The sequence below is a fragment of the Sulfitobacter sp. HGT1 genome (assembly GCF_013282155.1).
In the GTDB taxonomy this organism is placed as follows: domain Bacteria; phylum Pseudomonadota; class Alphaproteobacteria; order Rhodobacterales; family Rhodobacteraceae; genus Sulfitobacter.
Map to the genome: position 1 here is coordinate 132,117 of NZ_BLWI01000002.1, position 22,547 is coordinate 154,663.

General features: G+C 59.5%; 20 protein-coding genes and 1 tRNA gene. 13 read left to right on the forward strand and 8 right to left on the reverse strand.

Annotation, left to right across the window (positions count from 1 at the left end; translation table 11 throughout):
* The first annotated feature begins 175 nt into the window (after positions 1-175).
* The 3 genes from HGT1_RS02730 to HGT1_RS02740 all read left to right on the forward strand — a co-directional run bounded on the left by HGT1_RS02730 (position 176) and on the right by HGT1_RS02740 (position 3,008).
* On the forward strand, positions 176-862 hold the full coding sequence (locus HGT1_RS02730) for a glutathione S-transferase family protein (protein WP_176248451.1): 687 nt from the start codon (positions 176-178) through the stop codon (positions 860-862).
* Positions 862-2,235: an L-serine ammonia-lyase gene (locus HGT1_RS02735; protein WP_176248452.1), complete on the forward strand. Its 1,374-nt coding sequence runs from the start codon at positions 862-864 to the stop codon at positions 2,233-2,235. The genes HGT1_RS02730 and HGT1_RS02735 overlap by 1 nt, the downstream gene beginning before the upstream one ends.
* A gap of 92 nt (positions 2,236-2,327) precedes the next feature.
* Positions 2,328-3,008 carry a nitroreductase gene (locus tag HGT1_RS02740; protein ID WP_176248453.1) on the forward strand — a complete coding sequence of 227 codons (681 nt, stop codon included), beginning with the start codon at positions 2,328-2,330 and terminating at the stop codon, positions 3,006-3,008.
* Positions 3,009-3,299: 291 nt separating this feature from the next.
* Here the strand turns inward: HGT1_RS02740 and HGT1_RS02745 are convergent, their stop codons facing one another.
* Positions 3,300-4,250: an NAD(P)-dependent oxidoreductase gene (locus HGT1_RS02745; protein ID WP_176248454.1), complete on the reverse strand. Its 951-nt coding sequence runs from the start codon at positions 4,248-4,250 to the stop codon at positions 3,300-3,302.
* Positions 4,251-4,439: 189 nt separating this feature from the next.
* Between HGT1_RS02745 and HGT1_RS02750 the strand changes: the two genes are divergently transcribed.
* The gene (locus HGT1_RS02750) at positions 4,440-5,351 is read left to right on the forward strand and encodes a pirin family protein (RefSeq protein WP_176248455.1); all 912 of its coding nucleotides are present in this window, start codon (positions 4,440-4,442) and stop codon (positions 5,349-5,351) included.
* A 26-nt stretch (positions 5,352-5,377) separates the two neighbouring features.
* On the opposite strand, the gene HGT1_RS02755 is transcribed toward HGT1_RS02750, so the two are convergent.
* Positions 5,378-5,965, reverse strand: a complete 588-nt coding sequence (locus tag HGT1_RS02755; RefSeq protein ID WP_176248456.1) for a TetR/AcrR family transcriptional regulator — start codon at positions 5,963-5,965, stop codon at positions 5,378-5,380.
* 79 nt (positions 5,966-6,044) lie between these two features.
* Between HGT1_RS02755 and HGT1_RS02760 the strand changes: the two genes are divergently transcribed.
* The 6 genes from HGT1_RS02760 to HGT1_RS02785 all read left to right on the forward strand — a co-directional run bounded on the left by HGT1_RS02760 (position 6,045) and on the right by HGT1_RS02785 (position 12,637).
* Positions 6,045-6,341 (forward strand): hypothetical protein, encoded by a 297-nt coding sequence (locus HGT1_RS02760; RefSeq protein ID WP_176248457.1) that lies wholly within the window; start codon positions 6,045-6,047, stop codon positions 6,339-6,341.
* 103 nt (positions 6,342-6,444) lie between these two features.
* Positions 6,445-7,746: a homoserine dehydrogenase gene (locus HGT1_RS02765; RefSeq protein ID WP_176248458.1), complete on the forward strand. Its 1,302-nt coding sequence runs from the start codon at positions 6,445-6,447 to the stop codon at positions 7,744-7,746.
* Between the two features lie 41 nt (positions 7,747-7,787).
* The gene (gene glpX / locus HGT1_RS02770; protein ID WP_176248459.1) at positions 7,788-8,756 is read left to right on the forward strand and encodes a class II fructose-bisphosphatase; all 969 of its coding nucleotides are present in this window, start codon (positions 7,788-7,790) and stop codon (positions 8,754-8,756) included.
* A gap of 57 nt (positions 8,757-8,813) precedes the next feature.
* Positions 8,814-10,562, forward strand: coding sequence for a single-stranded-DNA-specific exonuclease RecJ (gene recJ / locus HGT1_RS02775; protein ID WP_176248460.1), 1,749 nt, complete (start codon positions 8,814-8,816; stop codon positions 10,560-10,562).
* 75 nt (positions 10,563-10,637) lie between these two features.
* Positions 10,638-10,712 (forward strand) — tRNA-Glu (locus tag HGT1_RS02780).
* Positions 10,713-11,011: 299 nt separating this feature from the next.
* Positions 11,012-12,637 (forward strand): FAD/NAD(P)-binding protein, encoded by a 1,626-nt coding sequence (locus tag HGT1_RS02785; RefSeq protein ID WP_176248461.1) that lies wholly within the window; start codon positions 11,012-11,014, stop codon positions 12,635-12,637.
* Positions 12,638-12,751: 114 nt separating this feature from the next.
* Here HGT1_RS02785 and HGT1_RS02790 read toward each other — a convergent pair whose 3' ends face one another.
* From HGT1_RS02790 to HGT1_RS02810, 5 genes are all read right to left on the reverse strand, one after another.
* A complete protein-coding gene (locus HGT1_RS02790) occupies positions 12,752-13,741 on the reverse strand; it encodes a GGDEF domain-containing protein (protein ID WP_255200076.1) in 990 nt (329 codons plus the stop codon).
* Positions 13,738-14,325, reverse strand: coding sequence for a heme NO-binding domain-containing protein (locus tag HGT1_RS02795; RefSeq protein WP_176248462.1), 588 nt, complete (start codon positions 14,323-14,325; stop codon positions 13,738-13,740). The genes HGT1_RS02790 and HGT1_RS02795 overlap by 4 nt, the downstream gene beginning before the upstream one ends.
* 145 nt (positions 14,326-14,470) lie before the next feature.
* A complete protein-coding gene (locus HGT1_RS02800) occupies positions 14,471-16,033 on the reverse strand; it encodes a trimethylamine methyltransferase family protein (RefSeq protein WP_176248463.1) in 1,563 nt (520 codons plus the stop codon).
* Between the two features lie 107 nt (positions 16,034-16,140).
* Positions 16,141-16,851 (reverse strand): HAD family hydrolase, encoded by a 711-nt coding sequence (locus HGT1_RS02805; protein ID WP_176248464.1) that lies wholly within the window; start codon positions 16,849-16,851, stop codon positions 16,141-16,143.
* Positions 16,848-17,129, reverse strand: coding sequence for a DUF3572 domain-containing protein (locus tag HGT1_RS02810; protein WP_176248465.1), 282 nt, complete (start codon positions 17,127-17,129; stop codon positions 16,848-16,850). The genes HGT1_RS02805 and HGT1_RS02810 overlap by 4 nt, the downstream gene beginning before the upstream one ends.
* A 101-nt stretch (positions 17,130-17,230) precedes the next feature.
* On the opposite strand from HGT1_RS02810, the gene HGT1_RS02815 reads away from it, so the two are divergent.
* Both HGT1_RS02815 and HGT1_RS02820 read left to right on the forward strand, forming a co-directional pair.
* Positions 17,231-18,625 carry a diguanylate cyclase gene (locus HGT1_RS02815; protein ID WP_176248466.1) on the forward strand — a complete coding sequence of 465 codons (1,395 nt, stop codon included), beginning with the start codon at positions 17,231-17,233 and terminating at the stop codon, positions 18,623-18,625.
* Between the two features lie 114 nt (positions 18,626-18,739).
* Positions 18,740-19,669 (forward strand): DMT family transporter, encoded by a 930-nt coding sequence (locus HGT1_RS02820; RefSeq protein ID WP_176248467.1) that lies wholly within the window; start codon positions 18,740-18,742, stop codon positions 19,667-19,669.
* Here the strand turns inward: HGT1_RS02820 and HGT1_RS02825 are convergent.
* Positions 19,605-20,294, reverse strand: coding sequence for a thiamine diphosphokinase (locus tag HGT1_RS02825; RefSeq protein ID WP_176248468.1), 690 nt, complete (start codon positions 20,292-20,294; stop codon positions 19,605-19,607). The two genes, HGT1_RS02820 and HGT1_RS02825, sit on opposite strands and share 65 nt — an antisense overlap.
* 137 nt (positions 20,295-20,431) lie before the next feature.
* Here HGT1_RS02825 and HGT1_RS02830 point away from each other — a divergent pair, with 137 nt between their 5' ends.
* Positions 20,432-22,531 (forward strand): hypothetical protein, encoded by a 2,100-nt coding sequence (locus HGT1_RS02830; RefSeq protein WP_176248469.1) that lies wholly within the window; start codon positions 20,432-20,434, stop codon positions 22,529-22,531.
* Positions 22,532-22,547: the final 16 nt, after the last annotated feature.

Here is a 22,547-nt window from a genome sequence, read left to right on the forward strand (position 1 = left end):
CAAAACCCGCAACGGCGCGACAGGTTTACGCGATGCTGCAATTTGTGTCCGCAGCACGCTGTAGCGCCCCATTACGGCCCAAACCAGCCACGTTTTCCCGCGCTGCCTTCTGCAATGCGCGCGAATATGTCGTTTTCAATCGCTCTGCCCGCCCGTAATCGGCTAACACAGCAAAATGAACAGCTATATCCTTCATTATGCGCCCGACAACGCGTCGCTTATCATCCGATTGGCGCTCGAGGCGTTGGGCCAGCCCTATCGCACCGTTCTGGTTGACCGTGCCACAGCGGCGCAAACGTCGCCGGGCTATCTGGCACTGAACCCGCATGGTTTGATCCCCGTGCTGGAATGCCCCGATGGCGCGATCTTTGAAACCGGTGCGATCCTGCTTTGGCTTGCCGACCGGCATGGCGAATTGGCCCCGAAAATCCACAACCCCAAACGCGCAGATTTCCTCAAGTGGTTGTTTTTCATCTCAAACACCGTTCATCCGGCGTTGCGCATGACGTTTTACCCTGAAAAATACGCAGGCCCCGACCCCGCCCATCAGGCAGCCTTGCGTCACACCATGCAAACCGCCTTGGCACGTCATCTGAAATCGCTGGATGCACGGGCAGCACAGGGGCCTTTCGACATGGCGCTCCAGTTTTACCTTGCCGCCTTGCTGCGCTGGTGCGTGCTGTACCCCGTGCAAAAGGACCACGACTGGTTCGATCTGGATGATCTGCCCCACCTCAAGGCGATGTGCCTGTCGCTTGAAACCCTGCCCTGTACGGCTGCCGCCCAAAAGGCCGAAGGGCTTGGCCCCACGCCGTTTTCCGCCCCGCAATATGCCACCCCACCCCAAGGAAGTGCCACCTGATGTTTCTCTCTGTCTTCGATATGTTCAAAGTCGGCATTGGTCCGTCCTCCTCGCACACCATGGGGCCGATGGTGGCCGCCGCGCGGTTCCTGGACCAGATGCGCGCGTCACCGTTCAAATTTGCAGGTTTGCGCGCGTCGCTGCACGGCAGCCTTGCCTTTACCGGTGTCGGTCACGCCACCGACCGCGCCACAATCCTTGGCCTCGCGGGTTTCACCCCTCAGGAATATGACCACGCGCAAGCCGAAGCCGTCTTGGCCGAAATTCACGAAACCAACCAGATCACCCTGCCGGATTTCGGCGCGCTAAAGTTCAACCCGAAAACGGATATGATCTTTGACTATGATCTGAAGCTGCCCGGCCACGCCAATGGCATGATGCTGATGGCCACCGATGCCCAAGGCGACGTCACCCTGCGCGAGACGTATTATTCCATCGGCGGCGGCTTTGTGATGACCGAGGCGGAACTGGCCGCGGGCAAGGACACGGATGAAGGCGCGCCCGTGCCCTTCCCGTTCAAATCCGCCGCCGAGATGCTTGAGATGGCCAAGACGTCGGGCAAATCCATCGCCGGTATGAAACGCGCGAACGAAGAATCACGCGGCGGTGCGGCGCATCTGCGCGACGGGTCCAAACGCCTGTGGCAGGTGATGAACGATTGCATCAATCGCGGGCTGGAGACCGGTGGCATCCTGCCCGGCGGTCTGAACGTCAAACGCCGTGCCAAGGGCATTCACGACGCATTACTGGCTGAACGCGGTCTGAACCAGCAAGCACCCCACACGATCAACGACTGGATGAGCGTTTACGCCATGGCGGTGAACGAGGAAAACGCCGCCGGGGGTCAGGTTGTCACTGCGCCCACCAACGGAGCCGCAGGCGTGATGCCCGCGACCTTGCGCTATTACCTCGATCACGTGCCCGGCGCGTCAGAGGCGCATATCGAAGACTTCCTGCTGACGGCCGCAGCGATTGGCGGGCTTGTGAAATTCAACGCCTCGATCTCCGGTGCCGAAGCAGGCTGTCAGGCCGAAGTCGGATCGGCCGCCGCCATGTCAGCCGCCGGATTATGCGCCGTGATGGGCGGCACCCCCGAACAGATCGAAAATGCCGCCGAAATCGCGTTGGAACACCATCTTGGCATGACCTGCGATCCGGTCCGCGGGCTGGTGCAGGTGCCCTGCATCGAACGCAACGGCCTTGGCGCGATCAAGGCGGTATCGGCGGCGTCACTGGCGCTGCGCGGCGATGGCACGCATCTGGTGCCGCTGGATGCCTGTATCGAAACCATGCGCCAGACCGGTGCGGACATGTCTGAAAAATACAAGGAAACCTCGCTTGGCGGCTTGGCCGTGAACGTGCCCAACTGCTGATCTGACGCAGCGGCAGCGCGCAAAGCGGCGCTTGACCCCGCCCGCCCTTTGCAAGACGCTGACGTCTGTCAGGAAACGTAGGGAGCGACATCATGGAACTGGAACAGGCAATGCTGGGGCGTCGCAGCATCAGGGGTTTTACCAAAGACCCGGTGTCGCGCGAGTTGCTGGAAGAGATCATTGCGCTGGCCAACCGCGCGCCCTCTTCGATGAACACCCAGCCGTGGCATTTTCACGTCCTGACGGGCCAACCGCTCGAAAACGTCCGCGAGGGCAATTCCACCCGCATGTTGCAAGGGGTGCCGCCGGTCCGCGAAATCAGCGATCACGGGGCCTATGCCGGTGTGCACCGCGAACGACAGGTCGACATTGCCAAACAGCTTTTCGCCGCCATGGGCATTGAACGCGAAGACAAGGAACGCCGTCAGGATTGGGTGATGCGCGGTTTCCGCCAGTTCGATGCGCCCGTGTCCATCGTCGTGTGTTTCGACAAGTCGCTGGATGACAACGGCACCATCGCGCATTTCGATCTGGGGGCGGTGACCTATGGTCTGGTGCTTGCCGCCTGGAGCAAAGGGTTGGGGTCGGTCATCAACGGTCAGGGGATCATGCAATCGCCGGTCGTGCGTGAACATGCGCAAATCCCCGACGATCAGGTGATCATGACCTGTGTGGCGCTTGGGTGGCCGGATGAAAGTTTCTCGGCGAATGACGTGAAATCGGTGCGCCGCCCCGTTGACGCTGTGGCGCGGTTCGTGGGCTTTGACAGCTGAAATCGGGCGTCCGCTTGATTAACTTTTTGCAGCCCATTTCCGGGCGAACTGGCATCGGCCGCCGCCCGGAAAATATATTTTTTGCAAGCATTTGGCCGCGCTTTGCTCATGCTTTGCGTCAGAATTAATTAACGTGAATTAATCTTGAACAGATGATTAAGGCGTCGGGGCGTGGCGCGGGGTTTCTTAACAGTTTGACCCTTTTGATTCCTGATCTGCCTTGGTTTAGATCAAGGGAAATCCACCCGCCGCAATGCCTTGCACGACACAGCTGCACCATCACATTAGAATTTACAAAGATGAACGCGCCGTGACCTCATAACCGCGTTCTTCGGGCTCATCATCGACCAATTCCTGTGGAAACCCGTCCGCCAGTATTTTCAGGCCCGTCGCGTCCTCCAGCCGTTCTATTATCCGGTCGGATTGTGCGCGCTCCCCATAGCGTTTTTGCCCGTCTGTCATGATGTCGATGATCAGCGGGGATACTTCCAAGGGAACCGCGAAATCATCCGCAAGCTTTTGAAAAAGCCCGATATCCTTTTGGATCAGGTCCATGGTAAAGTTCACGTCCCGCGACCCCGACAGGATCAGCTGGCTTTCGGTTTCATGGACAAAGGACGTGCCGGAAGACATCGCGATGGCCTGATAGGTTGTCGCCAAATCCATGCCTGCGGCTTTCATCACCGTCATCGCCTCGCAGACCGAGATCAGGTTCACGGTCGCAAGGTAATTCGTCATCACCTTGAGAACCGAGGCTGTGCCGATATCCCCGGTATGCAAAACGCGCCGCCCCATCAGCGTCAGCAATGGCAGGATGCGATCGAACGTGGGTCTGTCACAGGCGGCGAAAATGCTGATGTTGCCGGTATCGGCACGGTGACAGCCGCCTGAAACCGGGCAATCGACCGCAGCACCGCCCGCCGCGATCACCTCAGCGCCAAGGCGCTTGATCTCGGCGGCATCTGTCGTCGACATCTCCATCCAGATCTTGCCGGGGCCGACATGGGGCAGCATTTCTGTTACCACCGCCGCCGATGCCGCCGGGCTGGGCAGGCAGGTGATCACCACATCGCAGGTCTGCATCAGATCGGCAGGCGATGCGCCATCCTTGGCCCCCGCCGCCACCTTGGCCGCCACAAAATCAGCATTCAGATCATGAACATAAAGGTCCACGCCGTTGCGCAGCAAACTGCCCGAGAGCTTGCCGCCCACATTGCCCAACCCGATAAACCCAACTTTCATCTGCCTGCTCCCCTTTAAAGTTAACGATAGGTGAACCGCCCCAACCCCGACAGGTCGCGCCTGTTTGCGACACCTGCCCCGCTGACTGCGCAAAGGTGCGGATTTGCACAGATTTGGTTCGCGACTGCGATATTGCGAGACAGGCGGCACGACCCTATCTTCATCCCAACCCATGATAGGAGAGCGACAATGTCCCTCAGACCCACACTCGAGACCCGCGCGGCTGTTCCCACCCTTGAGGGGGCGGGCGTCAAGCTGCACCGCGCATTTGGCTTTCAGGACCCAAGCGAGCTGGACCCTTTTTTGCTGTTTGACGATTTCCGCAACGAACGCCCGCAGGATTTCGAACGTGGTTTTCCGTGGCATCCCCACCGCGGCATCGAAACAATCACCTATGTGCTGGCCGGCACGGTTGATCACGGCGATTCGCTGGGCAATGTCGGCACACTGGGGGCGGGCGATGTGCAGTGGATGACCGCAGGGTCGGGCATTTTGCATCAGGAAATGCCGCACGGTAATGCGCGCGGCCAGATGCATGGCTTCCAGCTTTGGGGAAATTTGCCAGCCGCGCAAAAGATGACCGCGCCGCGCTATCAGGATGTCACGGCCAAGGATATTCCGGTGATCACCGATGATGACGGCACCGTCGTCAAAGTCATTACCGGCGAATTCTGGGGCAAGACCGGCCCCGTCGATGGCATTGCCGCCGATCCGCAATATCTGGATATTACCGTGCCAGCCGGTGTCAAAAAGACTTTCAGGATCGACACCTACCGCCGTGCCTTTGCCTATGTCTTTGAGGGGGCGGCGGCCTTTGCAGATGCGTCGAAACCTTCTGGCGTGTTGCTGGAAAAGGAAATCGCCGGCGAAGAGGTGAACATCCGCGATCTGAGCGGCGATCGGACGTTGATCCGCTTTGGTACCGGCGACGAAGTGACCTTGCAGGCCGGGCCAGAGGGGGTGCGTTTCTTGCTGATATCAGGCGCGCCGATTGATGAACCTGTCGCGTGGCATGGCCCCATCGTGATGAACACACAGGCCGAACTGCGTCAGGCGATGCGCGATCTGAACAACGGCACGTTCATCAAAGCGGCCCATTAAATCAACGGGGTACGGGCAGCCATGCCCTACCCCGACATCACCGATTTGCGCACCATATCCCAATATTGCGCAATGACCTGATCCAGCGACAGGCGGCCCCCGGCGCGGAACCATGTGTTCACCCCGGTAAGCATGGCGATCACGGCAAGGGTCGCGATCTTGGTGTCAGCTATGGCAAAATCGCCCGTCGCGGCACCGCTTCGCAAGATATCTTCCAGACGGTCCTCGTATTTGCGGCGCAGCGCTTCGACCGTGCTGAAATTCTCGGGCGTCAGATTGCGCAATTCCATGTAGGAAATGAAAACCTCGTCCGGGCGGTCGGCGTGAAACCGGATGTGAAAATCCACGAATTTGCGCAGCCGGTCCAGGGGGGAAAGCCCGATGTCATCCTGCCATGCCTCCAGGAGTTCTTCCATATGGGCGCAAAGCAGGGTGAAAAGCAGAGTTTGCTTGTCGGGGGTGTAGTTATACAGCGCCCCGGCCTGCACGCCGACCTCGCTTGCCAGGGCACGCATCGACACGGCCGCATAGCCATTTTTCGCGAACAACCGCAAGGCGGCCTCTCGGACTTTGGGTCCGGTGATGTCTGAATGTGATCCGGTCGTGCGTGCCATGATCAAAGGCTAATTGAACAAGTGTTCAAAGGCAAACCCCGCTTGCGCGAAAACCGTTGCTGGTGCATGAATTGACCCCATGAACACTCGCGCCCTTTCCGGCCTTTGCGCCCTTGCCCTGCTGCTGCCCGCCGCTTGCACGCAGTTTCCGGCCCTTGATAGCCGTGCAACGCCTGAAATGCTGGCCGCGCAATATCCCGCTTTGGTGCCTGTTGATCCGCTTTTGGCGCAGGCCACTGCCGGTCAGGTTGATACGGGCCAGACCGAACAGGCTTTGGCGGCCCGGGTTGCCGGATTGCAGGCGCGTGCGGCCCGGTTGCGCGGCTCGGTTCTGACGGGTGTGGAAAAGCAGCGTTTGTCCCAAGGGCTGAGATAGGCAAATTTGTAACTGGCTGCGTTGCACGTAGGGTTTGAACCCGTTACATCGCCGCCATAGAATAGTCTTGGCGCGCCCGCGCATCATCTTAAAGGAACTGCATATGTCACATCCGCTTCAGTCTGGGCCACTTCGTCTTGGGATTGCCGGATTGGGCACGGTGGGTGTGGGCGTTGTGCGCATTATCCGCAAGCAGGCCGCTTTGCTTGAGGCACGCACAGGCCGCGCGATCACCATTTCTGCCGTATCCGCCCGCAGCAAGGGCAAAGACCGCGGCGTGAACCTGTCGGACTACGCATGGGAGGACGATCCCGTCGCATTGGCCAAGCGCGATGATGTCGATGTGTTTGTCGAATTGATCGGTGGCGACGAAGGTCCGGCCAAGGACGCAACCGAAGCCGCTTTGGCGGCGGGCAAGAATGTTGTGACCGCGAACAAGGCCATGCTGGCGATCCACGGTCAGGCACTGGCAGAACAGGCCGAGGCCGCAGGCAAGAATATCCGCTATGAGGCGGCGGTCGCGGGTGGCATTCCCGTGATCAAGGTGTTGAGCGAAGGGTTGGCCGGCAATCAGATCACCCGCGTGATGGGCGTGATGAACGGATCGTGCAACTATATCCTGACCCGCATGGAAGACGCGGGCCTGCCCTATGAGGATGTGTTCGCCGAAGCGGACGGGTTGGGCTATCTTGAGGCAGATCCGGCGCTGGATGTGGGCGGCATCGACGCCGCGCATAAGCTGGCGATCCTGTCGTCGATCGCATTCGGGTCACGCGTTGATTTCAACGGCATTCACCTTGAGGGCATCGAGCGGGTCAGCATCGAAGACATCCGCGCGGCCGCTGGCATGGGCTACAAGATCAAATTGCTGGGGGTTGCCCAGATGACCGGTCGCGGGCTTGAGCAACGTATGCAGCCCTGCCTTGTGCCCGACACATCGCCGTTGGGGCAATTGTCCGGCGGCACAAATATGATCGTGCTTGAGGGCGACGCCGTTGGCCAGATCGTGTTGCGCGGCCCCGGTGCCGGCGAAGGCCCGACTGCCAGCGCCGTTTTGTCCGACATCTGCGATCTTGCCCGTGGCTGGCAGGGGCCGGTGTTTGGTCAAAAGGCCAGCACCCTGACCGATGCCACATCCGCCATGTCGCAGGCCCCCGCAGCATTCTATCTGCGCATGGGTCTGCTGGACAAACCCGGTGCCCTGGCCAAGGTCGCGACCGTATTGGGCGAAGCAGGCATCAGCATCGACCGGATGCGCCAGACCGAACACCGCACCGATCATGCGCCGGTTTTGATCGTCACCCACAAAACCACCCGCAACGCGCTGGATGAAGCCTTGACCGCGATGGCAGGCACAGGCGTCCTGGCGAGTGATCCCGTTGCCCTGCGGATCGAAGACCTTTGACCCCGTTTCAACCAGACTGATTTCTAAAAGGACCGTTAAAAATGACCTCTTCCGCCGAATTCAAAGACCGCATGTTGTCACTGGGCCTTGCCCGCGTCTCCGAAGCCGCTGCATTGGCATCGGCCAAGCTGATCGGGCGCGGCGATGAAAAGGCGGCGGATCAGGCGGCGGTCAATGCCATGCGCGAGCAGTTGAACCTGCTGGATATTGCAGGCGTTGTAGTCATCGGCGAAGGCGAACGGGACGAGGCACCGATGCTGTACATCGGCGAGGAAGTCGGCACCGGCAACGGCCCCGGTGTTGATATCGCGCTGGACCCGCTTGAAGGCACCACGCTGACCGCCAAAGACATGCCAAACGCGCTGACCGTGATTGCAATGGGGCCGCGCGGGTCCATGCTGCACGCACCTGATGTGTATATGGACAAGCTGGCCATCGGGCCGGGCTACGCCGCCGATGTGGTCACATTGGACATGACGCCTGCCGAACGCGTGCAGGCCCTTGCCGCTGCCAAAGGCTGCACCCCGCAAGACATCACCGTTTGCATCCTTGAGCGCCCCCGCCACGAGGAAATGATCACGCAGGTCCGTGAAACCGGCGCGGCGATCCGGTTGATCTCGGATGGTGATGTGGCCGGCGTGATGCATTGTTCGGAACCCGGCACCGGCATCGACATGTATATGGGATCAGGCGGTGCCCCCGAAGGCGTGCTGGCCGCCGCCGCGTTGAAATGTATGGGCGGGCAGATGTATGGCCGCCTGTTGTTCCGCAATGATGACGAACGTGGCCGCGCCGACAAGGCCGGGATCACCGATCTGGACCGCATCTATACCCGCGATGAAATGGTCACCCAAGACGTGATCTTTGCCGCGACCGGCGTGACCGGCGGGACCTTGCTGCCCGGCGTCAAACGCGAACCCGGCTGGCTGACAACCGAAACGCTGATCATGCGGTCGAAATCCGGTTCGGTGCGGCGGATCAATTACCGCACACCGGCTGACCAGCACTAAGCAGACCAGGCGCAGGGCCCCTGCGTGAATGATGGATAAAAACGGATCGAGGGATGCATGAGCTTTTTAGGTGTTGATGCGTCCCTTACGGGCCGCAAATGGGTCGGCCCCGGCGTCGAAATCGAACGCGCCACCGAGGTGCTGTTGCAGCAAACCGCCCTGCCTCAGGCCTTGTGTCAGGTGTTGGCCCGCCGTGGCGTAAGCGCCGCCGAGGCCGAACAGTTCCTTGCCCCCTCCTTGCGCGACCTGCTGCCCGATCCGCGTTCCCTGCGCGACATGGAAAAGGCGGCGACGCGGTTTCTGGGCGCTGTCAAATCCCGTCAACGCATCGCGGTCTTTGCCGATTATGACGTGGATGGTGGCAGTTCAGCCGCGCTGCTGCTGGTCTGGCTGCGCGACATGGGCTGTCAGGCGACGCTTTATATCCCCGACCGGATCGACGAAGGCTATGGCCCCAATGACGAGGCCATGGCCGCGCTGGCCGCCAAGCACGACCTGATCATCTGTGTCGATTGCGGAACCCTATCGCACGGGCCGATTGCGGCCGCCGTGGGCGCGGATGTCATTGTTCTGGATCACCACCTTGGCGGCGAAACCCTGCCCGATGCGGTCGCCGTGGTGAACCCCAACCGTCAAGACGAGGACGGCGCGCTGGCCCATCTATGCGCCGCTGGCGTGGTGTTCCTGATGTTGGTAGAGGCGGGTCGCCAATTGCGCGAGGCCGGCACGCGCGGGCCAGATCTGATGGCGCTGCTGGATCTTGTTGCCCTTGCCACCGTGGCCGATGTGGCCCCGCTGATCGGGGTGAACCGCGCCTTTGTACGTCAGGGCTTGCGGGTGATGGCGCGGCGCGACCGCGTGGGTCTGGCCGCACTTGCCGATATTGCACGCATGGACACCGCCCCCGCGTCCTATCATCTGGGGTTTCTGCTGGGCCCCCGGATCAACGCGGGCGGGCGCATCGGCCAAGCGGACCTTGGCGCGCGCCTGTTGGCCACCAACGACCCTCACGAGGCCGCCGCCTTGGCCGAACGGCTCGATACCCTGAACACCGAACGCCGCGATGTTGAAAACGCCGTGCGCGCCGTGGCGCTGGATCAGGCCGAGGCACGCGGCTTTGACGCGCCGCTGGTCTGGGCATCGGGTGCGGGCTGGCATCCTGGCGTCGTGGGAATCGTTGCCTCGCGCCTCAAGGAAGCGTCAAACCGCCCCTCCGTTGTGATCGGATTCGAGGATGGCATTGGCAAAGGGTCGGGCCGATCGGTTTCGGGCATTGATCTGGGCGCGCCGATCCAACGGCTGGCCGCCGAAGGATTGCTGATCAAGGGCGGTGGCCACAAGATGGCCGCAGGGCTGACAGTGGCCGAAGACAAGCTGGACGCCGCGATGGCGCGTCTGGCAGAGCTGCTGGAGAAGCAAGGTGCCCATCTGGCCGGTGCCGCCGATCTGCGCCTTGACGGGATGCTGATGCCGGCCGCTGCCACCGTTGAACTGGCGGAGCAAATCGAACAGGCGGGCCCTTTTGGTGCCGGTGCCCCTGCCCCGCGCTACGTCTTTGCCGATATGCAGATTCGTTTTGCCAAGCGCGTCGGCGAAAGCCACCTGAAAATCAGCTTTGGCGATGGCGGCGGCGGTGCTGGCGTCAAAATGGATGCCATCGCTTTTGGTGCATTCGACGGCCCCCTTGGTCCGGCGCTTGAAAACCACGGCGGTGCACGGTTTCACCTGGCCGGCCGGTTGGACATCAATAGCTGGCGCGGACGGCAATCAGTACAACTTCGACTGGAAGACGCGGCCCCTGCGTAAAAGTTTTTCGTTTTTTGGCAATTTGCACTTGCGCCCTTTCGCGCGATTGCCTAATGAACCGCTCACAAGCTAAGTGGCCCGTTCGTCTATCGGTTAGGACGTCAGGTTTTCAACCTGAAAAGAGGGGTTCGACTCCCCTACGGGCTGCCACTTGTCCTTCAAAACATTTGATCTTGTTGGCCCATTCCCATTGGGCTGCAACACGGCGCAGCGTCTGTTCCTTGCACGAGAAACCAGGTGCTGCAGCGTTTATTGCGCAGGAAACCCCGCCCGATTGTTCAAATATCATCTGGTCGGGCGGTACATCACCTTGCAACGCCCAGCGCCAACAGCGATTTTCCTCGCTAACGCTCCCCTCACTGAGCTCTCCCCCGGACTTTACCCGCCACGCTTGCGGCACGTTTCTGTGGATGGCCTAGGGAACTTTCACCCCCATGAAAGGTTGTCAGATGACAGCGCTTAAAACGGGGACGTGCAGGTTGGGCAAATCAGATGTGAAATCTGCACGAAAGGTCGCGATCATCGGTGCAGGACCGATGGCCATGTACACGGCCAAGGGTCTGCTAAATGGCGATGCCTTGTTCGAGCTGACCATTTTCGAGGGCAGTGACCAAATGGGCTGTGGCATGCCGTACCGTTCGGGCATGAATGCCGACTACATGTATTGCAACGCGTTCAGCCGCGAGATTCCGTCGATCACCCGACCGCTGGTGTCTTGGCTGCATGACCAGGACGATGATTTCCTAGACGGTTGGGACATGGCGCGGGACGACATCGACGCGCGCGATTTTTATCCCCGGGTTTTGCTGGGTGAATATATGAAATCGGAATTCCGCGATTTATGTGATGCTGGCCGCAGCGCCGGGCATGTTATCAATGTCCTGCCAAGGCATCAGGTCCACGACATCACCCCGACGGGCACGGGCATGAGCCTTGATATCCAAACCCCTCATGGCAAATCGGTTTTCACCTTTGATCAGGTCGTGGTGGCGACAGGGCATTCCTGGCCGTCCTCGCCCACACTGGGGCAGGCTGATCTGGTGTCGCCCTGGCCCTATACGAACATCACCGATCAACCCGCAGGCAAGATCGGGGTGTTGGGGTCGTCCTTGTCGGCCATTGATGTGATCGTCGCCCTTGGCAACGCGCATGGCGGGTTCATCGAAGACGGCGATAAAGTAAGCTGGTTCCCCGATGCAGGGCACGAGGATCTTTCGATCACGATGGTTTCGCATAAGGGAATCATGCCGGAACCGGATTTCTATTACCCCTTCCCCTATGAGCCGCTGACATATATCCACCCCGACGCAGTTTCAGCAGAGCTGGAAAAAGGCCCCGACGGGCTGCTTGAACGGGTGTTTGCATTGATGGTGCAAGAACTGAACGACGCGGCCCCACAGTACATGGCCGAGCTTGGGCCTGACGCTCAGACGATCAACGGCTTTGCCGATGCTTATTTCCATCATCGCGAAACGCTGGGCGGTCTACGCGCGCTTCGAGAGAGCTTGAACGCGGCGATCAAATCCAAGACCCTCAAGGAAACGCAGCATCACAGATATGCGCTTTTGCGGGGGCATGAGAATTTCGAGCTGGTCCTTGAGCATTTGAACGACAGCGACTGGCAGAGGTTCAACGATATGCTGATGCCGGTCTTTGGCGACTGTTATGCTGCGGTGCCGCATATTTCGGTGCGCCGGGTCTTGGCCTTGTATGATGCGGGTGTGCTTCAGATCATTCCCACCGGATCAGAGTCGGCTTTCGAAAACACGGTGTCAGGTGGCGTTTCGGTCATGACCATCGACGGAGCGATCGAATTTGACGCGCTGATTGATGCCCGTGGACAGGCCGCAGCCCCTGTTTCCGCCCTGCCCTTCCCTTCATTGGTTGGTGCGATGGTCGATCCAGACCAAGAGGTGCAGGAACCATTCGAACTGGCGCTGCCCAGCAAGGTTCAGGGGGCGGTCTACTGCCTTGCCATGCCGCAAATCCTCAAGCGGCATCCGTTTTCCCAAGGCTTGGCGAATTGCGATGCGCTTGGCCGAAGTGTGGCGAAGCATATCCTTGGCGACAGGTAGAACTCGCCGGTCGCAGTGCCGTAGGCATCACCGATTGCGCCGCCCCCCGCACGGCCTGCCAGCGCGTCACCAAAGCCCCCAAGTGCTGGGACCTTTGGTGATCGGGAGAGTTGATCATACGCGGGCCCCGTTGCGTCGAAACAGGGTTTGGCGCGACCGCCCTGCCTTTTTGGATTGGTACAGCGCCACGTCTGCATCGGATAAAATATCTTTGGCGTCCATGGTGTGGTTTTCCAAAATCCAGACGGTTCCGATGCTGGCCGACACCTTGCAGGCCTGTCCTTGGAAGAGGATCGGTTTTTTGAGCCGTTCAATGACCCTGTCGCCGATGGCCAGCAACATCTGCTCCGTTGCGACGTCAGGCAGGATCAGCGTGAATTCATCGCCCCCCACCCGCGCGACGGTATCGGCGTTGCGGGTTTCCTCGACCATGATCTGTGCGACCGCCTGCAAGACGTGATCGCCCGCAGCATGACCCAAACTGTCATTGACCGCCTTGAAGAAATCCAGGTCGATCTGCATAACCGCGAAATTCGCCTGATTACCGACAAGCCGCGCCAACACGTGATCCATCGCGCGCCGGTTTTTAAGCCCCGTGAGCGTATCGGTAAACGCCTGTTCTTCGGCGGCAATCTTTGCCCCTTGCAGTCGCAGGTTCAGCCGGCGGGACGCATCCATCGCGGCTGACTTCGCCTCGATCAGATAGAGCATTTCAATGGCAAGGTCGGTTGCGGCGAAATCGGCATTGCTCAGCGCATAGTCACGCACCCCGTCCAGAATCGAGATGCCAAAAGACAGGTTGATCACCATGCTGCCTGTTCGGTGATCATGGGGCACCAAGACCGCTTTCAGATCACTGCCGGGGTCGTCTTCCAGCGCAAGGTGCAACCTGCTGCCCGCCTTGCGACGCAGATCATCCATCGTGACAATGCCCTTTGGCCGCTTGACGGCGAACCGGTCAAAGAAAGCTTCACCGACCAAAGCGCCGGTTTTGCATATCTTTTGAATTGTCGGTCCGGCGTGGCTGATGGTGCCGTCTTTTTCCACTAGCACATGCATGGGGCACAGCACGTCCAGCATCCCGGCTTGCGCAAGGGATGTCATCCCAGGCGCGCACCCAGGTCGAATTGCCGCCCTTGGGCGAAATCCTTGTCGACCAGAGTGATAAATATCTTTTCCACACCATTCTTGCCGGTTTCGTGATCCAATAGCACCAAGGCCCCGTAATCATCGGCAATGACGCGTAGCATGCCCACGAAAACATAGCCGAACCCCGAAACGGACCCGCGGCACAGCAATTCGAAACAACCGTTGCCACGTTCGTCTATTTCCAGTTCGGGCAGATCAAGGTCCGAGACCGCCAGCCTTGCCCTGTCGGGCAGATCATCCAGCGACAGCAGGAATTCCTCGAAGGTGACGCCGCCAAAGCGCAGCAAACGCCTGACCCCTTCAAGCTTTGGGGTCGAGACAAGATAGGTGCCCAGATCTTCCAGCAGTTCGTGAATGGGCCGCCCCATCACCAGTGAAACCGCATCAACAAGCCGCGTCGTCACGTCGTCGTCATAGCTCATCATCGCCTCAAAATCGATAATGGCCAAGTCGGCGCTGCCTGTCACCTGCCCCCAGACGTCATTGCCAAAAGTGTCACAAACATAATTTTGAATGCTTCGATTAATGAGGCCGTGCATATCATCCCTTCCCATTGGTCACGGGGGATCATGGGAAAAGGCCCTTAACATATTGCAAAAGCCGCCAAGGCACCCACGGTTTTTGCCGCTTTAAATAATTCGGAATTACTTCGAAATTTAGACGAACCCGACTTTGTTGCGCGATCTAGAAATCCGTCGGTGCCCCGCCTTCGGCTTTGCGCCGTGCCACAAAATCCGCCAGCTCGTCGCGGATCGCATCCTCCATCGGGGGCGCTTCAAAGCTGGCAACGATTTCCTTGAACATCAAATGCGCGCGCTCGGGTGTCCAGATGGCACCGGCGGCCTCCCAGCCTTCGTAATTTTTCCAGTCACTCAGAAACGGTTGATAGAACGCTTCGGTATAGCGGTCCTGCGTGTGCTGGATGCCAAAGAAATGCCCCTGATTGCCCACCGATTTAATGGCGTCGAGGGCGATTTCATCCGGGCCTGTCGCGCAGATCACCGGGTCCATATAGCGCTGGATCTGCTGGAGCACCTCGCAATCCATGATGAACTTTTCAGGGCTGGCGATCAGCCCGCCCTCAAGCCAGCCCGCCGCGTGATAGACCATGTTCGTACCCGATTGCACGGCGGCCCACAGACTGTTGGAGGTCTCCCACATGGCCTGGCCGTCCGGCACGTTGGCCGCGCATACCCCCGACGACCGCATGGGCAGATCGTAAAATCGGCACAATTGCCCGGTCATCTGGGTGGCGCGCATGTATTCAGGGGTGCCAAAGGCAGGCGCGCCGGTTTTCATATCCACATTCGATGTGAAGGTGCCAATCGCACAGGGGCATCCGGGGTTGATGATCTGCGCCAAAACAACGGCGCACAGCGCCTCGGCCAGCGATTGTGCCACGGCACCCGCCATCGTCACAGGTGCCATCGCACCGGCCAGCGTAAAGGGTGTCACGACCAACCCCTGCCCGCGCCGCGCCAGCCGCATCCAGCCGTCCAGCATCGGGATGTCATGTTTAAGCGGCGAGGTGGAGTTGATGTTGGTGTACATGCGCGGGGTGGCGTCGAATTCCTCGTGGGTAAGTCCGCCCGCGATACGCACCATTTCCATCACGTCTTCGACACGTTCCTTGCCCAGACTATAGGCGTGCATGACCTTATCCGTCAGGGTCAGCTTGTCATACAGCACGTCCAGATGCCGGACAGAGGCGTGGATATCGACGGGTTCCACCGGATAGCCGCCTGCAAAGTGGATACAGTTGAAATATTGCGTCAGCTTCAGCAGGTCCTGACACATGGCGCGGGTGCCGGGCACCTTGGTGCCAATCGACATGTCCCAATAGTTCGGCGGCGATGACACATTGCCAAACACCAGATGTTTGCCCCCGATGGTGATCTGGCGGTCCGGGTTGCGCGGGGTCAGGGTGAATTGCGATGGCGCATGGGCGATCCATTCCATCACGAAATCGCGCCCCATGCGGACGTTTTCACCGTTCACCGTACACCCGGCTTTGCGCAAGATATCCAGCGCCTCGTGGTTAAGGAATTCGATCCCGATCTCTTCGAGAATGCGCATGGCCCCGTCATGGATCGCCTCGACGCCTTCGGGGGTCAGCGGTTCTGTGGGGCGGTCGATGTTAATTGGCGGGTTCCACGGCATCTGTTCGATCACGGAAGTGCCGCGCCGTGTCTTGGCCCCTGCACGGCCACCGCCACGGGTTCTGCGTTTCGGATCGGTATCTGGCATGTGAACCTCCTGAAAATCAGTTCCAGAAGGCCTGATCCTGCGCATGGGGTCGTTGCCATTACCGACGAGAAGTGTCGTTTTTCGCGCCTGCCTCGTGTCTGCCCCGCCTAGCCGCGTTGCGCATCCAACGCGTCAAGCCAGTCGGGCAGATGGCTGATATCCGGCAGAACCACATCGGCATAGGGGGCCAGATCATCGGCCGACGCCATACCTGTCAGCACACCGATACGGGTCATTCCTGCGGCTTTCGCAGCCAGCAGATCATGGGTGCTGTCCCCGATCATGGCAATGGCAGCAGGGGCCAGCCCGACTTGTTGGGCAAATCCGTTCAGCTGCCCCGGTTCGGGCTTGCCGCCGAAACCGCTGTCAAATCCGGCGACAAAATCAAACATATGCGTCACACCCGCCTTGTCCAGATGCGCCCGCGCTGGTGCCTCGGCATCATTGGTCGCCACCCCCAGCTTCAATCCCCGCGCTTTCAGCACCGTCAGAAACGGCACCAAGGGGGTCACTTCGCTTTGCGGGGCCAGTGCGGCTTCTTCGTTGATGATGTCGATCAGCCCCTGCCGCGAATGTTCGGGAACGTGCTGCCCCAGCGCACCGGCCACATCACCGGGGGTACCGGCGATCACGATGCTGTCTGTCGAAAACCGTTTGGCACTATAGTCATACCCGACCACAGCCCCGATCGCAGTGGCGCGTGCAGCGTCTTTATTGCTGAGCCGGGTCAGAAACGCATGTGCCCATGCCTCCCAGGTTTTGGCGAAATCGAACAGCGTGCCGTCCTTGTCGAAAAGAATACCTTTGATCATGGTCATGTCCAATTCACCTGTTCGCCGCCCGGCAAGGACTGGCGTGCCTGCATCACCCGTTCATAGGGCATCCGGAGTGTATCGCAAAACGCGATGACCCAGGCATCATCCATCATCACGAAATCCAGCACCGCCCCCAGAAACCCGGGATCGGTCGCCTGGGTGCGCAAATCGTCGGCGCTGGCCCCGCTTGCATCCATAAACACCGGCAGCAAGTCTTCGTTGGCCACCAGCCAGGCCAAGGCCTGCAACCCGATGGCTTCGGCGGCTTCCTGCGTAAGCATGCGGTTTTTCCTAACGTAAAATTTCTTGGCAACACTTTGTTAACTAATTCGATCAACAAGAGAGCACCTGTTCTGATAATTTTTGTGGGGAAGGAAAACAAGTGCAAGGCAAGATCCTGATCGTTGATCCGATCGCCACAAACAGAATTCTTTTAAAGACCAAATTGGGCACTGCATTTTTTGATGTGCGCCAGGCCACCAGCGTTGCCGAAGCATTGGCGCTGGCATATCACGACCCTCCGGACCTTATCATAACCGCATTCTACCTTTGTGATGCAGACGCTACGGCCCTTCTGGACGGGCTGGCCCCGAAGGCAGGCGGACAACGCACCCCTGTGATCGCCATCGGCGAAACGGGGGATTCCGCCTTGCGCCAGCGGTTTTTGTCGCGCGGTGCGCAGGATGTTCTGATCAAGCCGCTTGTCGATGCCTTCTTGCTCAGCCGCGTGCGCAGCCTGATCCGTCTGTATCACTCCCCCGAAGAATGGCAGATGCGCGCCGAAACCGGCCACGCCTTTGGTCTGGCCGACCCACCGGCGTGTTTCCAGATGTCGGGGCATATCCAGCTTGTCGGGTCCGACAAGGCGCTGAACCACATCTGGGCGGCGCAACTGCGGCAGGATAACCTGAACAAGATTTCGGTTTCCGCTGTCGGAGAGGCGATGACCCGTCTGACCGGCGAAGGGATGCCGGACGTTTTTGTATTGGCGCTGACACCGGACAAGACCAGCGTCACCGATCAAATGCACCTGATATCGTCAATCCGCGCCAATGCGGGCACCCGCCATTGCGGGATCATTGTGGTGCAAACCGACCAGAACGCCGATGTCGCAGCCATTGCGCTTGATCTGGGCGCGGACGATCTGATGCCCCAAGGCTTTGACGTCAAAGAACTGCATTTGCGGCTATCGGCCCTGCTGGAACGCAAACGCCAGATCGACCGCATCCGCGCAAGTGTCGAACTGGGCCTGCGCGAAGCGATATTTGACCCGCTCACCGGCCTTTATAACCGCCGCTATGGCCTGGCCGAGATGACCCGCCAGACACGGCAAGCGACCTCAGACGATCTGCCCTTTGCTGTGATGATGGCCGATATGGATCATTTCAAGCGCATAAATGATGAACACGGCCATGCCGCAGGCGATGCTGTGCTGGTTGAAACCGCCCGCCGTCTGCGCACACATCTGCGCCCGTCGGATATGGCGGCCCGGATCGGCGGCGAGGAATTCCTGCTGCTGCTGCCCGGCACGAATGAAGCGGAGGCAACCGCTGTGGCCAACCGGCTGCGCCAGGCGTTTGAGCGCACGCCCTTTGTTATTCCCGGCTCTGCCAAGTTATTGACCGTCACAATCAGCATCGGATTGTGCCTGATTTCCCGTTCGGACCTGGCTGGTGACGACATTTCAAATGCGGCAATCGACCGCGCGGACAAGGCGCTTTATGCCGCAAAAAATATGGGCCGCAATTGTGTCTTGCTGGACAGGCCGGCTGCCTAGATGCCTGAAAAGTCGGCCACTGACCGCCATGCGAAATAAAGAAAGCTTTTGCATTTCACGCTAAAAAAGCCTTAATACATCCTATAGTTGATTGAATTGAACCAGAACAACCCAATGATACATGCAGACAGACCCTTAATCGGCATCATTTTGATGCTTGGTTTTTGCATTGTTGCCCCGATTGGCGATGCTGTGGCGAAGCTGCTGGGGGCTTCCGTGCCGCTTGCCCAGGTTGTTTTGGTGCGGTTTGCGGTCCAGCTGATCTTGCTCATGCCAATTGTCTTTCTGACGGATCGGACGTGGCGGATGACGGGCATGACGCTGTGGCTGACCTTCTTGCGCACCTTGCTGCATATTCTGGGCATTGCCGCGATGTTTACCGCGCTGATCTATCTGCCGCTTGCCGATGCGGTGGCGATTGTGTTTGTGATGCCGTTTTTCATGTTGCTGTTGGGCAAATATGTCCTGTCCGAAGAAGTGGGCAGCAGACGGCTCATGGCCTGCATCGTCGGGTTCATCGGCACGTTGCTGGTGGTGCAACCCAGCTTTGCCGAGGTCGGGTGGCCCGCACTTTTGCCGGTGTTTGTCGCCGCCAATTTTTCGGTCTTCATGCTGGTGACACGCAAGATCGCCAAACAGACCGATCCGATCGGCCTGCAAGCCATCAGCGGGGCCATGGCGGTGGCGCTGATGCTGCCCTTGATCTGGATCGGGCCGAAACTGGACATCGCGGCGGTAGAAATGATCACACCCGACGCGTTGGAATGGTCGCTTTTGCTGGCAATCGGGGTGCTGGGCAGTGTGGCGCATCTGTTGATGACCTGGTCGCTGCGCTATGCGCCCTCGGCCACGCTTGCGCCGATGCAATATCTCGAAATCCCGATTGCGACCTTTATCGGTCTGCTGATTTTTGGCGATCTGCCGAACCCGCTGGCCTCATTGGGCATCATGATCACGATGGCCGCGGGGCTTTATATCATCATCCGCGAAGGGGCCATCCAACGGCGTCTACAGAAACAAGCGCTTGCGCAACCGGCTGCATAAGCCGGCGCGGCAGGATCAGCACCGCATGGGGCTGCGCCATCTCGAGGGTGAAGGCCCCCGTCGCGCGGTTCGAGGTGCCAATGCGTGACAGCGGATCAAAGTTGATGCCGTCAATCGGCCATTCCAGCCCCGTGCTGCGCCCGGCCACCGGGGCCAGCGGCATGATAGATATGACATCCCCCGCTGTTGTAGGCACCGTGATTGCGGGGGGGGCGATGAAAAGAATCTCGGTCTGGGCAAGCAGAATACAGGGGCGGTGCGCATGAACCGCCAATATGTGCAATGCCGCCAGCTGGTGATCCAGACGCCCGCCCAAAAAACCGACACCGATGACCAGCGGCGCGTCAATATGGCGAAGGGCCTTGTCAAAATCGGTCGTTTCCTGTTCACTTATTCTAATTTGCCGGTCTGGGGGGATCTGCGAAAGAGTGTCTGCCGAGATGGAATCCATATCACCGATAACGGCCCGAAGCGGCACATTGGCCCGGCGGGCCAATTCAGCCCCCCGATCGGCAGCCACACAAACGGGTGCAATATCAAGTGCATCCGCAAGCTGTTCGATATCCGCATCCCCACCACCGACAAGCGTGATTGGGTCAAAGCTGGCGACAATGTGCCGTTTCAAGGCTTTTTCCCCTGTTTTTGGAAAACGACCACAATGATGACACTAAATGATACTGGCTTGGGCACAGATTCGATCCGCTTTCGTCTAGAACACTATGGTAAACAGTAAGCTGCAAAACCGCAGAGGACGAGCATCCGATGATGAATAACAACAAAATTCTGACGGTCTCATACGGCACGTTCTCGTGTACGTTGGAGGGCTTCGACGATTCATTCGGTACAATGAAGGCGATCGCAGAGTATTTCCGGGATCTTGCGTCAGAAGACCGCTATTTCGGGGCAGAGCCGCCGCAGCCGGATGCAGAAATGCTGGCCCATATCGCGCAGAAAGAAATTTCGCGCAAAGTGGTGGCGCATCAGCAGGACGGCCAGATTGTCCTGAAAGCCCGCGAGGAGGCAGAACCCGCAAGCCCGCCGGTCCCAAGCGCGCCGCTAAGCAGCATGATGCTTCCGGTTGCGGGCGGCACATCCATTGTGTCCACCTCCTTTGCACCGCGTCGCCCGAATGAGCTGTCGGGGTATTACGATGCCTTTAGAATGAACGCCCTGCATAGCGCTGCCGCACAGACCAAAGAAGCCGCCGCGCAAGCGAAAGCCCCCGAGGCGCAAGCGGATGCCAAGCCTGTTGCAGAGGTCAAACCGGCGGATGCCGCACCAGCGCAAGCCGCGCCCGCAGAACACCCCGTGGCCGATCAGGCTGAAATCTCCAAGCCTGCCCCTGCTGCGCCCGAACAAGCTGCGCCAGAAGTTGATCTGAGCGATGTCGATATCGTCCCCGGTCAGCCCGACGAGGATATCAAGGCATTTTTCGACGAACACGCCAGCCCGGCACCTGCAAATCAGGACGCGCTTCGCGATCCTTCCGAGGCACCGGTCAACAGCAGCATCGCCGCAAAATTGCAGCGCATCCGCTCTGTCGTGTCCCGTCAGGAAGTCGAAGTCATCGAGGCCGACTATACCGAGGACGAGCACGCCGAAGAAGAACCGGCCCGCAAAGTCGAAAACCGGGAATTCGTTGCCGACGCTGTAAAAGATATCGAAACCGCGCTTGATGCCGATGACGCAACCGAGGCCGCAATTTCCGACGACGATGATGATGACGTCAGCGCCCTGCTGAGCCGTCTTGACGCCGAAACCACATCCGAAGATGACCAGCAAGACAGCCTCATTGCCGAAGATGACACCGCCGCCGAAGACGATGTTGCCGCTGAAAACCTGTTTGAAACCCCCGAAGCCGCAGCCCCCCGTGGCCGCGTGATCAAGGTCAAGCGCGCCGATCTGGACAATGCACTCGCCAAGGGTGACCTTGAGGAATATCTGGACGACGCCGACGAAACATCGGTTGAATCCATCCTCGACGAAGACCTAGAGAGCATCCGGGAAGACACCGCGCAGGAAACAGCCCAAACAGAAACCGCCGGCGCAGAAACCGAATCCTCCCTCTCGAAAGAAGAGGAAGACGAACTGGCGCGCGAACTGGCCGAAGTCGAAGCTGGCCTGTCAGGTAACGTCGCCACAGACGAAGCCCCGCAAGACGCGGAACCGCGCCGTAAACTGCCGTCTTTGGAGGATGGAAAAGGGTCGGACATGAGCCGCCTTTTGGCCGAAACCGACAATCAGATGGACGATCCGGAAAGCGCCGTGCGCCGCGATGCCATCTCGCATCTGCGTGCAGCCGTCGCCGCGAAAAAGGCCGACATCGCCCTTGGCACAGCCGATGCGCCGGATACCGATGGCAAAGCTTACCGCAGTGATCTGGCCGAAGTGGTAAAACCACGCCGCCCGGCCAGCCCGTCGCTGCGCACGGAACGCCCCGCCGAAGCACGCCCTGCCCCCCTGAAACTGGTGGCCGAGCAGCGAATCGACACCAATGCGGCCAAACCGGCAGCCCCCGTACGCCCCCGCCGTGTGGCAGCGGTGGCAGCCGTCGAATCATCCGCAACATCCGTCGATGGTGGCTTTGCCGAATTCGCATCCGACATGGGCGCATCCACCCTGTCCGAACTGCTGGAAGCCGCAGCCGCCTATATGTCCTTTGTCGAAGGGTTGGATCAGTTCTCCCGTCCGCAGTTGATGAACACCGTGCGTCAGGTCGAACAAGAAGAGTTCAGCCGCGAAGAAGGGCTGCGATCCTTTGGTCAATTGCTGCGCGCAGGCAAGCTGAAGAAGCTTGATGGCGGCCGGTTCAAAGCATCCGATGACATCGGTTTCCAACCCGAAGAACGCGCCGCTGGCTAAATCTGTCGCCAACCAG